Source organism: Flavobacteriales bacterium (genome assembly GCA_020635795.1).
Classification (GTDB): Bacteria; Bacteroidota; Bacteroidia; order Flavobacteriales_E; family Vicingaceae; genus Vicingus.
Map to the genome: position 1 here is coordinate 629,109 of JACJZD010000001.1, position 13,231 is coordinate 642,339.

General features: G+C 32.1%; 10 protein-coding genes and 2 tRNA genes. 7 read left to right on the forward strand and 5 right to left on the reverse strand.

Features of this window, described 5'->3' with window-relative positions; genetic code table 11:
* Positions 1 to 5: 5 nt before the first annotated feature.
* Genes H6589_02690 through H6589_02700 form a run of 3 tightly spaced genes read right to left on the reverse strand, consistent with a single transcriptional unit; the run spans position 6 to position 3,730 of the window.
* The gene (locus H6589_02690) at positions 6 to 1,046 is read right to left on the reverse strand and encodes an RluA family pseudouridine synthase (GenBank protein MCB9173490.1); all 1,041 of its coding nucleotides are present in this window, start codon (positions 1,044 to 1,046) and stop codon (positions 6 to 8) included.
* A 9-nt stretch (positions 1,047 to 1,055) separates the two neighbouring features.
* Positions 1,056 to 2,906, reverse strand: a complete 1,851-nt coding sequence (locus H6589_02695) for a T9SS type A sorting domain-containing protein (GenBank protein ID MCB9173491.1) — start codon at positions 2,904 to 2,906, stop codon at positions 1,056 to 1,058.
* Between the two features lie 8 nt (positions 2,907 to 2,914).
* Entirely contained in the window at positions 2,915 to 3,730 is an 816-nt protein-coding gene (locus H6589_02700; protein MCB9173492.1) for a PASTA domain-containing protein, read from the reverse strand.
* A 120-nt stretch (positions 3,731 to 3,850) separates the two neighbouring features.
* Between H6589_02700 and mtaB the strand changes: the two genes are divergently transcribed.
* From mtaB to H6589_02730, 6 genes are all read left to right on the forward strand, one after another.
* On the forward strand, positions 3,851 to 5,185 hold the full coding sequence (gene mtaB / locus H6589_02705; protein ID MCB9173493.1) for a tRNA (N(6)-L-threonylcarbamoyladenosine(37)-C(2))-methylthiotransferase MtaB: 1,335 nt from the start codon (positions 3,851 to 3,853) through the stop codon (positions 5,183 to 5,185).
* A 25-nt stretch (positions 5,186 to 5,210) separates the two neighbouring features.
* Entirely contained in the window at positions 5,211 to 6,365 is a 1,155-nt protein-coding gene (locus H6589_02710) for a prolipoprotein diacylglyceryl transferase (GenBank protein ID MCB9173494.1), read from the forward strand.
* 100 nt (positions 6,366 to 6,465) lie between these two features.
* On the forward strand, positions 6,466 to 6,927 hold the full coding sequence (gene bcp, locus H6589_02715) for a thioredoxin-dependent thiol peroxidase (protein ID MCB9173495.1): 462 nt from the start codon (positions 6,466 to 6,468) through the stop codon (positions 6,925 to 6,927).
* 18 nt (positions 6,928 to 6,945) lie between these two features.
* Positions 6,946 to 7,956, forward strand: coding sequence for a recombinase RecA (gene recA, locus H6589_02720; GenBank protein ID MCB9173496.1), 1,011 nt, complete (start codon positions 6,946 to 6,948; stop codon positions 7,954 to 7,956).
* A gap of 95 nt (positions 7,957 to 8,051) precedes the next feature.
* Positions 8,052 to 9,077: a tetratricopeptide repeat protein gene (locus H6589_02725; protein MCB9173497.1), complete on the forward strand. Its 1,026-nt coding sequence runs from the start codon at positions 8,052 to 8,054 to the stop codon at positions 9,075 to 9,077.
* Between the two features lie 31 nt (positions 9,078 to 9,108).
* Positions 9,109 to 11,001, forward strand: coding sequence for an ABC-F family ATP-binding cassette domain-containing protein (locus H6589_02730; protein MCB9173498.1), 1,893 nt, complete (start codon positions 9,109 to 9,111; stop codon positions 10,999 to 11,001).
* A gap of 8 nt (positions 11,002 to 11,009) precedes the next feature.
* Here H6589_02730 and H6589_02735 read toward each other — a convergent pair.
* A tRNA-Leu gene (locus H6589_02735) sits at positions 11,010 to 11,093 on the reverse strand.
* A gap of 69 nt (positions 11,094 to 11,162) precedes the next feature.
* On the opposite strand from H6589_02735, the gene H6589_02740 reads away from it, so the two are divergent.
* Positions 11,163 to 13,034, forward strand: a complete 1,872-nt coding sequence (locus H6589_02740) for a tetratricopeptide repeat protein (GenBank protein MCB9173499.1) — start codon at positions 11,163 to 11,165, stop codon at positions 13,032 to 13,034.
* A gap of 37 nt (positions 13,035 to 13,071) precedes the next feature.
* On the opposite strand, the gene H6589_02745 is transcribed toward H6589_02740, so the two are convergent.
* Positions 13,072 to 13,144: transfer RNA gene (locus tag H6589_02745), tRNA-Lys, on the reverse strand.
* Positions 13,145 to 13,231: the final 87 nt, after the last annotated feature.

Sequence of the window (13,231 nt, forward strand, 5' to 3'; positions counted from 1 at the left end):
TATATTTATTCTAATTCCCTGTTGGCGATATAATTTTCCCACTTAGCCAAAACCAAGTTCATGTCTTCAGGCAATTCTGAGTTAAATTGCATCCATTTGTTGCTTGTAGGATGAGTAAAACCTAACGTTTTTGCATGTAAAGCATGTCGAGGTATAATATCAAAACAATTAGAGATAAATTGTTTGTATTTTGTAAATGAGGTTCCTTTTAAAATTTTATCTCCACCATATTCATTGTCATTAAATAAATTATGACCAATGTGTTGCATGTGAACTCTGATTTGATGAGTACGACCAGTTTCTAATTTACATTCAATTAATGTAACATAACCAAATCGTTTAAGAACTTTATAGTGTGTAACAGCATGTTTCCCAATATCTCCGTCAGGATAAACATCCATTACTTTTCTGTTTTTTAAGCTTCTTGCTAAGTTACCAGTAACTGTACCTTCATCTTCTTCAAAATCACCCCAAACTAGAGCGTTATATCGCCTTTCAGTTGTTCTTTCAAAAAACTGATTAGCTAAGTGTGTCATTGCTTGTTCGGTTTTGGCAATAACCATAATTCCTGTAGTGTTTTTATCCAACCTGTGAACCAATCCAGGTCTATTGTTCATGCTTCCATTCGGAAGATTGTTAAAATGATAAATTAATCCGTTAACTAAGGTGCCTGTATAATTACCATAACCAGGATGAACTACCAATCCAGCTTGTTTGTTTATTACAAGTACTTCGTCGTCTTCATAAACAATATTTAGTGGAATATTTTCAGCAATTAATTCAATTTCTCTTGGAGGATAAGGTAACACAATAGAAATTTCATCGAAAGGTTTAACCTTATAGTTACTTTTTACAGCAACTTTATTAACTAAAATATTTCCTGCGGTTGCAGCTACTTGAATTTTATTGCGTGATGTGTTGGCAATTCTATCCATTAAGAACTTATCAATACGTAAAAATTCTTGCCCTTTATCGGCAATAAATTTATAATGTTCGAAAAACTCTTGTTCCTCGTCTAAATTGTCTTCTTCAACAAATTCTTGCAAAATATAATGTTATTTGTAGATTATTATTTTATCAATTTGAGATTGATTCTCGTTTGAAAGTTTTATCAAATAAACGCCATTAGGGAGGTTTGATAAATCAATATCTTTATGGTTGCCTTTAGGTAATTCAAAAACAATTTTTCCATACATATCAAAAACGTGTATTTCGTATTGGATGGAAGTATTATTAAAGTATATTTTTCCAGAACTAGGATTAGGGTAAATATTAATCTTACTATCATTAACAATATTCTCATTAACACTAACAATAGCATCCAGGTATTTAAAAACTGGATGAATCATTAACGTACCATCATAACTAGAATTCTCCCAAACTCCAACAACATTTTTATAAATTTTTGTACGATTATTATTATTTAAATCGTAACCAACAGTTAAATAGTCTTCTGTAATATTTTCATATCCAAAATAATATGTGCCGGCAGGAAGGTATATAGGGTAGTCTAAGTTATATTTAAGAAACTCATTTGTAAAAGAATAAATAGGATTGTAATATCCAACTTGTTCGTAAAGTACAATTTCTGGATTTAAGCTTGACCATATTTTTAACTTAAATGTTTTTGCACTGAGGTTGTACGTTACTGGATTAAAATAGATATCTAAAGCAATTAAAGTATCATTCATTTTGATGCTAAACTGATTGGCTAATTTAGAATTAATACCTAAAACACCGTAACCGGCTTCTGCACTACCATCATCGTAAGAGTAATAATTGCTGAAAACCTGATAAGAGTATACAACATCGTTATTCTGATTAAAGTCTAAAATACTTCCATTACTTAAAGTAAAATAGTTTTTTATTTGATATACCTTTGTTTGAGCAGTATCAACTGGGAAATAAAAATCATTATTCGTTATATCATTTACTGCTTGACTAACATTGAGACTAGAGTAAAATGGGGCAGGCTGGCTTGAGGTACCAGAAGGATAAGTTTCTATAGTTGCGCCATTACCATTGTCTTCTATAACTTCATATTTATAAAAAACAAACCTTGTAGTATCAGAATTATTTTTGTACTCTACATTAATTGCGGTGGCCATATTATTAGTCGAATCTAATTTATAATGGGTATAGGGCATTGCTGTAAACACATTTAACATGTTATAAAAATCACCAGTAAAAGCAACATCATTTAATACAGTATCAGCATGGTTTCTATTATCGTTTAAATAAACGTAATCCAGATGCCAGTGATCAACATTTCCAGAAAGAGTTGCATAATTTACAAATCTAAATTGGAATGCATCGTTATGGAATGAAGTGTCGACAGCCACCATTACTTTTTTAAATGGAGCAAGAGTAGAACCTGGTACAGCCCATTTTCTTACCCAAGTACTGTCTGACTTTCTAAAAAAGTCTAAACGTAAACTATCGTTTGATTGAGGCAAATTCCCAATCCCTTGTGGTTGATAATAGAAGCTTAAAAAAACACTATCGGTAACTACGGTTAAGTCAATAACTTTTGAAGTTAAATAATCAGCAATACCATGAGCAGTTGGCACTAAGAAATTGTAAGGATAACCAGTGGAGTCCAAACCATCAAAAGTAGCAACACCATAGGATGGAGGATTAACGGGGTAACTAGAATTTATATAAACATTGTTATTTTCCCATTTTGATGCATCTGGATAATAATGTTGTTGTGAAAAATCATCAATGAAAGGAAGGGTTAAAGCTTTTTTAGAGCTAAAATCATTTTTAAAAATGGATAAATTTTCTTGCTGATAAGATTGAGAGATTAGTTTTTTGTTATAACCTAACTCTACCAAGGTGTCCTTTTGTGCTATTGCAACAGAAGTAAACGATAATAATAGTATAAAGGTTAAGAGTTTATTCATCTTATCTTTTATTGTAAATTTAGTGAATCAGTTAATACTGGAGGATTATAGTTGATTTTAGAAGCGTCATTCGTTAACCAAACATCAACAGAAGAACCCATATTAATTACGTTTCCAGCACTTCTATTTGGTGATTGTTTGTAAACTTTAGCTGAAGTTGAATCTGCTTTAGTTTTACAATCCTCGAAAATTTCTGCTCCAATATTTAAAAAAGATTGTTGTAATGTAGAAATGGCTTCTTCTCTAGATAGGTTAATTAAGTAAGGAACTAAAACTTGTTCGCTACTTGTTCCACTACCTAAAGTTAGGTTAATGGTGGAGCCTTTTGCAATTTGGTCTTCAGGAAAAACTTGTTTTCCTTTTACACTCATTTTTACAACACAGTTTAAACATTCAGAAGGAATGTAATCTAACCTTCCAATTTTCAAACCATAGCTTTCAAGTTTAGCAACAGCTAATCGTTGCGACATATCTACAACATCGGGCAAGCTAATTTTAGGTGGAATAATTTTTGAAACCGTCACATAAATGGTTCTGTTTTCTTTAACCAAATCGTTTCCTTCTGGTGATTGGTCTAAAACAACGCCTTTTTCAGCTTTTTCGACGTAAACAGAGTCTAAAATTTCGAATTTTAAATTTTTATCAGCCAACATTGCTTCAACTTCTGAAATAGTCATACCATTTAATGATGGAACAGTTATGGTTTGTCCATTATGCGTGTAGCCATCAATATATTTTAACAATAACCAAATAGATATTGAAACTACTACAATGGCTAAAACCACTTGAATTAAAAACTGTTTACTGAATAAAAATTTTAACATGAAATGATATTGCAAAACATTATAACGTAAGGCAAATATATTAATTATATAAGGAGTAAACTTTAAAAATGAAAAATTGATGACTGATAATTGGTAATTGATAATTAACTTCGTAGCCTTATGATTTCGAATAAAAAAGTATCATTATATACCTTAGGCTGTAAACTTAACTTTTCAGAAACATCTTCTATTGCTCGAATGTTTGAGGAAGAAGGTTTTGCAAGGGTTGAATTTAATGAAACTCCAGATGTTTATGTCATTAACACATGTTCGGTTACCGAAAACGCTGATAAAAAATGTAAGCAACTGGTAAATAAAGCTTTAAAAGTGAATCCTGATGCATTTATTGCTATTATAGGATGTTATGCGCAACTTAAACCAGAAGAAATTGCTAAAATTTATGGTGTTGATTTGGTTTTAGGTGCATCCGAAAAATTTAAAATTGTAGAACATTTTTCTGCTATTCAAAAAGAAGGAAAAGCTGTAATTCATGCTTCAAAAATTAAAGAAGTAAATGAGTTTGTTCCATCATACTCTAAAGGTGATAGAACTCGTTCGTTTTTAAAAATCCAAGATGGGTGTGATTATTTTTGCACTTTTTGTACCATTCCATTAGCTCGAGGAAAAAGTAGAAACGATAGTATTGAAGAAACACTAAAGGTAGCCAAAGAAGTCGCAAAAACAGATGTTCACGAGGTAGTGTTGACAGGCGTTAATATTGGTGATTTTGGACAAGGTGATGATGAAAATTTCTTTGAATTGATAATACAGTTAGATACGATTGAAGGTATTGAACGCTTTAGAATTTCATCGATTGAACCAAATTTACTCACCAATGAGATTATTACCTTTGTAAGTCAATCTAACAAGTTTATGCCTCATTTTCATATCCCACTTCAATCGGGGTCGAACAAAATTTTAACCCTGATGCGTAGAAAATATATGAAAGAACTGTATGTGGACAGGGTTACTAAAATTAAACAATTAATGCCAAACGCTTGCATAGGAGTTGATGTAATAGTTGGTTTTCCAGGTGAAACTGAAGAAGATTTTTTAGAAACTTATCAGTTTTTGAACGAATTGCCTGTTTCCTATTTACATGTGTTTACCTATTCTGAACGACAAAATACTACTGCAAATAAAATGACTGAAGTTGTTCCAAAACAAGAGCGGAGTAAACGAAGCAAAATGCTTCATATTTTATCAGAAAAAAAACGTCGACAGTTTTACTCAGAACATATTGGAGCAACATACAATGTTTTGTTCGAAAGTGAAAACAATGATGGCTTTTTGAATGGATTTACCGAGAATTACATTAAAGTTAAAGTACCTTACAATGCTTTATTAGAAAATACAATTCAAACCATGAAACTTTCTCATGTTGATGCTGAAGGAGTTGTTGAAGGAGAGTTGATTAATTTGAAAAACAGAGCAGCTATCAATACAATAAACTAATTACTATAAAACAAACAACTAAAGTATGTTTCCATTTTTATCAGATTTAATCAATTACCTTTTTGGAACCAACTTGGTTTTACCGTTTCCAATGTTTGGATTTATGGTGGCTATTGCCTTTGTAGCTGCAAATCAGTTTTTTGTTTTTGAAATGAAACGAAAAGAACAATTGGGTTTGTTATTTCCAATTGAAGAATCAGTAATTAAAGGTGCAAAAGCTAGTTTAATGGAATTAGCTAGTAATGCTCTTTTTGGTTTTGTTATAGGATTCAAAATTTTAGAGGCCATTTTAAATTACGATGAATTGGCTGCTAATCCACAAACATTTATTTTATCATCTAGAGGTAACTGGTTAGGCGGAATTGCTCTTGCAGCTATTATGGTTTATTTAAAATACCGAGAAGCTGAAAAAAACAAATTACCAGAGCCAAAAACGATTATTGAAAAAGTTCATCCATTTCAATTGGTTGGAACAATGACATTTATTGCTGCTATCGGCGGTATTTTGGGTGCTAAAATTTTCGATATGGTGGAGGATTTACCCCGTTTAATTGCTCATCCTATTGATACCATTTTATCAGGAAGTGGACTAAGTATTTATGGCGGATTAATTATTGGTGGTGGTTCAGTGTTGTATTATGCCAAGAAAAAAGGGTTAAAACCTTTGCATGTTGTTGATGCTTGTGCTCCTGCTTTATTATTAGCTTATGGAATAGGTCGGATAGGTTGTCAGCTTTCAGGTGATGGTGACTGGGGAATGCCTAACGATGCTCCTATGCCCGAATGGTTGAGCTTTTTACCTGAATGGACTTGGGCGTTTGATTATCCAGGAAATGTGTTGGGTATAAATTTACAGGAAGATTTTACCCAAATGGGCTTAGTAAGTATTACAGGAAAAGCTTGGCCAACGCCGTTTTATGAAACCATTATGTCATTTATTGCTTTTGGAATTTTATGGCTATCAAGAAAGAAAATACATGTAGCTGGTGTAATGACTTCATTATATTTAATATTAAATGGAGTTGAACGTTTTTTTATCGAAAAAATTCGAATAAACCCAGATTACAATGTGTTTGGATTTAAAGCTACACAGGCTGAAATTATTGCAGTAATCTTTATTTTAATAGGAGTTGTAGGTATTTATTACTTTAATAAAATTTCAACAAAAAAATTAGCCTAAATTTTGTTCAAAATTCGTTGCTTGTCGATGAATAAATCACAAAAGAAATTCTTATTTTGTGGCTATTGTATTTATAGTAGTAATCCTAGTAAAATAGCGAATGAGCACATTAAAAGAAGGAGATAAGGCACCAGATTTTGAGATTAAAGATCAAGATGGGATGATTCATAACTTATCACATTATAAAGGAAAAAAAATCATTCTTTATTTTTATCCAAAAGATTTGACGCCAGGATGCACCACTCAATCGTGCAATCTCAGAGATAATTATTCGGTTTTAAAGAAAAAAGGATTTGAAGTTTTGGGTGTTAGTGCCGATACCGAAAAAAAACATTTACAGTTTATTGAAAAACACGATTTACCTTTTTCTTTACTTTCAGATACCGATAAAAAATTGATTAATTCTTATGGAGTATGGGGTCCTAAAAAATTTATGGGTAAATTGTTTGATGGAATAAACAGAACAACTTTTGTTATCGATGAAAGAGGGATTATTATAAAAAAAATTGATAAAGTGGTAACTAAAAGCCACGCAGAACAAATTTTAAGCGAATTAAACTAACAATAAAATTAAACGATGATGAGCGAAGTAAAAGCAGAAAAACTAAAAGCATTACAACTAACCATGGATAGGTTAGAAAAAACTTATGGTAAAGGAACCGTTATGAAACTTGGTGATGCACCAGTTATAGAAGTAGATGTGATTCCTTCGGGTTCGTTAAGCCTTGATATTGCTTTAGGTGTAAACGGGTATCCAAAAGGTAGAATAATTGAAATTTATGGGCCAGAATCGTCGGGTAAAACAACATTAGCATTGCATGCTATTGCTGAATGTCAGAAAAAAGGTGGAATTGCTGCTTTTATTGATGCCGAACATGCTTTTGACCAAACCTATGCAGCTGCTTTAGGTATTGATGTAGAGAATTTATTAATCTCACAACCAGACAATGGTGAACAAGCTTTAGAAATTGCTGATAACTTAATTCGTTCAGGTGCAGTTGATATTATTGTAATTGATTCGGTTGCGGCGTTAACTCCAAAAGCAGAAATTGAAGGTGAAATGGGCGACTCTCAAATGGGATTACAAGCTCGTTTAATGTCGAAAGCATTAAGAAAATTGACGGGTTCGATTAACAAAGCAAATTGCACGGCCATTTTTATTAATCAGTTAAGAGATAAAATTGGAGTTATGTTTGGTAACCCAGAAACTACAACTGGTGGTAATGCACTTAAGTTCTATGCTTCGATTAGAATTGATGTACGAAGAGCTACTCAAATTAAAGATGGAGAGGAAATTACAGGAAACAGAACAAGAATAAAAATTGTAAAAAACAAAGTGGCACCACCATTTAGAAAAGCAGAGTTTGATATCATGTATGGCGAAGGAATTTCTAAAGTTGGAGAAATTATTGATTTAGGTGTAGACCATAATATTATAAAAAAAGCTGGTAGCTGGTTTAGTTATGGCGAAACCAAATTGGGTCAAGGTAGAGATGCTGTAAAAGCATTGTTATTAGACAACCCTGAATTGATGAGTGAGTTAGAGAAAAAAATTATGGACATTTTAAATAAGGTTCCAGTTCAAGAATAAGTTCTAATATAAAAAAAGTTATCAGTTGGAAGACCGAAGTCGGAAGTACAAATTTCTAGCTTCGGTCTTCCCGCTTCCGACTAATTTAAATACCTATGAAAGTTACAAGTGCATTTATATTGATAATTAGTGTTTTATTTTATTCCTGTAAAGGAGATGTAAAACCTGTAGTTGAACAGACAAACCCAAAAGATTCGGTAGATATGGCGAAAGCCATTGATTTTGAATCCGTTAATAATGAGTTAAAGTCAAATCCAAGTAATCCATCACTTTATATTAAAAGAGCTCGATTATACCAAAAATATGGTGATGTGCCAATGGCTATTGAAGATATTGATAGGGCAATTAAAATAGACTCATTGGTACCTGAATTTTATTTGTTAAAGGCAGAATTGTATAAAAAAGAAGAAGGCTTTGCCGAGGCAAAAAGAACTTTAGATAAATGCTTGTTAATAGATAATAGAAATGTTCAGGCTCGAATAGAATTAGGTTGGTTAGCATTTCTAATTCAAAACTATAAACAAGCTATAGAGTATGCTGATGCTGCACTTAAAATAAATGTATATGCCGCCGAAGCATATTATTTAAAAGGAATGATTTTTCAAGAAAAAAATGATACAGCCAAAGCTATATCAAGTTACATAACTGCCACAGAACAAGAGAAAGGCTATTATGATGCTTATATCCAATTGGGTGTTTTGCATATTAATCAGGATAAAAATTTAGCGGTAGAATATTTTAAAAATGCCCTAAAAATTAAACCTAAAAGTTCTGAAGCATTATATAACTATGGTTACACTTTACAACTAATGGGTAAATATGATGAAGCTATAGAAACTTATGAAAAAATGTTGAAAATTCAACCATTTAGAGAACCCTATTTTAACATCGCATACATTAATCAAGAATATTTAGGAGATTATAATGTTGCCATTGACTATTATTCTCGAGCCATAGAAATTTCGCCGTTGTATTATACTGCTTATTACAATCGGGGGTTGAGTTATGAGAAATTAGGTGATTTATTAAATGCTGAAAAAGATTTTAGAAAAACCTTATCAATAGTTTCTGATTACGATTATGCTGCTCTAGCATTAGAGCGAGTATTGAAGAAAAAATAGCCTGCCAACATTTTATTTAAAGAAACCCTTAATGAACTATTTATCAGTAGAAGAGCTTACGAAATCGTACGGAATAAGAACCTTGTTTAATAAAATTACTTTTGGAATTGATAAGGGGCAGAAAGTGGCTTTTATTGCTAAAAATGGTACGGGAAAATCTACTTTTTTACGAATACTTGCGGGATTCGAAACTCAAGATTCGGGTAATGTTATTTTTAGAAAAGATATTAAGGTGGGTTATTTGCATCAAACCCCTCAGTTTAAGCCTGAGCATACCATATTTGAAACCATTTTTAAAGCCAATTCGCCCGAAATAGATGCTATTAGAGAATACGAAGACGCATTGCTTCATCCAAACGATAACGAAAAAATGCAGTTGGCATTTAATAAAATGGACGAGTTACAAGCTTGGGATTATGAAACAAGGATAAAACAAATTTTAGGACAACTAAATATTCATCATCTCGACCAAAAAATAGGAGAGCTTTCAGGAGGACAACAAAAACGTATTGCCTTGGCTCAAGTATTAATTGAAGAGCCCGATTTTATTATCTTAGATGAGCCTACCAATCACTTGGATTTAGACATGATTGAATGGTTGGAAAATCATTTGTCGAAAGAAAACATGACCATCTTAATGGTAACTCACGACAGGTATTTTTTAGAACGAGTTTGTAACGAGATTATTGAATTGGATAATGAAACCCTGTATCGTTATAAGGGAAATTACAGTTACTTTTTAGAAAAAAAACAAGAGCGTATTGAAATTTTTGAAGCCAACGTGGATAAAGCTCAAAACCTTTATAGGAAAGAGTTAGATTGGATGAGAAGAATGCCTAAGGCAAGGAGTACAAAAGCAAAATCGCGCGAAGATGCATTTTACGAAACTGAAAAAACCGCTCATCAACGTTTAGATAAAACGAAAGTAGATATTGCTGTTAATGTGTCGCGTTTGGGTAGTAAAATTTTGGAGCTTCATCACTTAAAAAAATCGTTTGGAGATTTAACCATTTTGAATGATTTTAACTACGTTTTTAAGAAAAACGAACGTATAGGTATTGTTGGTAAAAATGGAGTTGGTAAAACCACCTTTTTAGACATTATTATGGGGTTACAAGAAGTTGATGGTGGAAAAGTAAGTGTGGGAGAAACCGTAGTTTATGGGTATTATACCCAAGCAGGAATAAATTTAAAAGACGACAAAAAAGTTATTGAGGTAATTAAAGATATTGCTGAGTTTATCCCTTTAACCAAGGGTAAAACAATGACAGCAGCACAATTGTTGGAAAAGTTTTTGTTCCCACGTTCAATGCACTATAATTTTGTAGAGAAGTTGAGTGGTGGTGAAAAACGTAGGTTGTATTTGTTGACCATTTTAATGAAAAACCCCAATTTCCTGATTTTAGATGAGCCAACCAACGATTTGGATATTGTTACCTTAAATGTTCTAGAAAATTTCTTGGAAGAGTTTCAAGGGTGCTTGTTAGTGGTTACCCACGACCGTTATTTTATGGATAAATTGGTTGACCATTTATTTGTTTTTGAAGGTGATGGGAAGATAAAAGATTATACAGGAAGGTATTCTGATTATAGATTGGAATTAAAGGAAAAAGAAGCACAAGAAAAGCAAGCTGAAAAGCAAGTAGAGAAAGAAAAAAATAACATGGCATTGGCAACTGAATTAAACAACAACATTGTCGAGAAACCAAAAAACAAACTTTCGTACAAAGAAAAATTTGAATTAGAGCAATTGGAGAAAGAATTACCAGCTCTTGAGGTTCAAAAAAGTGAATTAGAAGATAAATTGAACAACAACATTACTGACCATCAGGAATTGTTAAAAATTACTCAAAAATTAGGGTATGTTACCAAGCAACTCGATGAGAAAACCGATCGTTGGTTAATTCTTTCAGAATTGCAATAATTTTAATGTGCCCACGACTGGACTCGAACCAGCACATGATTACTCAAACCACCCCCTCAAGATGGCGTGTCTACCAATTTCACCACGTGGGCATTAAAACACAAATAAACAAAAAATAATGCTTTTAATTTAGTTCGTTAATAATTAACTAATTTTAATTCATGAATTTATTGAAAATCATACCTTTAGTGTTGCTTTTTATGAGCAAGAGCGTGTGTTTTGGTCAGTTTTCTGATTTTCATAAAATGAAAATAGACTCCATTAGTCAAATTATTAATACCGCTACTCACGATACTTCATTAGCAAAAGCCTACCTCGATTTGTCGGATGCGATGTACATGACCAACATTGATACGGTAATAAAATTGTGTGAGCAATCGATTATTGTTCTTAAACCTCATTTAATTAATAATAGTATTACAAAAAAAGAGCGCCTTAGTTATTTGAGAACTCTAGCTGGGGCATTAAATAATATTGGATTTATTTACGATGATAAAGGAGAAATCGTAAAAGCCTTAGATTATTATCATAAATCGTTGAAGATTCGTGAAAAAATAGACGATAAACAGGGTATTGCAGAAACATTTAATAACATCGGTATCATCTATATTAATCAAGGAGATTTAGATAGAGCGCTTGATTACTACCAGAAGTCGCTTGCTGTTAAAGAAACATTAAATGACAAAAAAAGTTTAGCCACAACACTTAATAATATTGGAGCAATTTATAGAAACAAACAAAATATTGGCTTAGCCTTGTTTTATTATAACCAATCGTTAGAATTACGACAATCCATAAATGATAAAGCAGGTATAGCAATTTCGTTGAGTAATATAGGTACAATTTATAAAGCTGAAAATAAATTAGATACCGCCTTGCATTTTTATCAAGAATCGTTAAAAATTCGAGAAGAAATAAACGATAAGCCAGGTTTAATAAAAATACATTCAAATATTAGTGACCTTGAGTTTGAATCAAGAAACATAGAATCTGCAAAGATGCATGGACTATTATCGCTTCATCTAGCCCAAGAATTAGGATTAATTGAGGGAATAAAAAATGCAGCTCGGTTTTTAAGTGAGATTTATAAATATGAGAAAAAATGGGAGCAAGCCTTTAATATGCAAGAGTTGTATCATCAAATGAAGGATAGTATTAGAAATACAAGTACTGAACTTAATGCGTTAAAACAACAGTCGCAGTACGATTTGGAACGAGCTGCTAAAGAAAACGAATTGCTAGTGAAGGAAAACGATATTCAACAATTAAAAACCTTACGAAATAGAATTACTGCTATATTCTTTATTGTAGCCTTTATTTTTACCTTAATTATAATATTATACATCTATCGAGGCTATCGTAAAAAGGTGGTAATTAATGAATTATTGGAGGTTCAAAAAAACGAGGCACAGCGTAAAAATGAAGAAAAAAACATGATGTTGAAAGAGATTCATCATCGGGTTAAAAACAGTTTGCAAGTGGTAAGTAGCTTAATTCGCTTACAAGCCAATGAAGTTGACGATGAAAGAATTGGTAAAATGTTTGAAGAAACCCAAAATAGGGTGTTGTCCATTGCTCGTTTGCATGAACAGATGTATAACTCTGAGAACTTAAAAGAAATTAATATTAAAACACACTTTACGCCTTTAATTAAAGATTTGGTTAAAGATTACAACATGGGGGTTAAAATCAATTTAAACATTGATTTACCTGATGTGGAGATGAGTTCTAAAACCTTAATTCCTTTAGGGTTGATCATTAATGAAATGATTTCTAATTCGTTGAAATATGCCTTTGTTGGTAAAACAGAAGGTGTTATTACCATTGAAATTAAACCAATAAGTGCTGTGATGTTTGAAATGATAATTGGCGATAATGGAGTTGGTATGCCAAAAGATTTTGATTTTGAAAATTCTACATCGTTAGGAACGCAATTGATACACATTTTTACTGAACAACTGAATGGAACAATCAAACGATTGGAACAAGGAGGCACTTTCTTTAAGATAGAATTCGAAAAAATGGAAGATTAATAAATAAAAAAATCCCGTTATTTAACGGGATTTTTTGTGACCTGGCTGGGATTCGAACCCAGGACCCTTTCATTAAAAGTGAAATGCTCTACCGGCTGAGCTACCAGGTCTCCTAAAAAGGAGTGCAAATATAATTTCCTTATTTTAATTAGCAAAACATATACTGGCTTTTTTTCCGTTTTTATTTCAAGCTACTG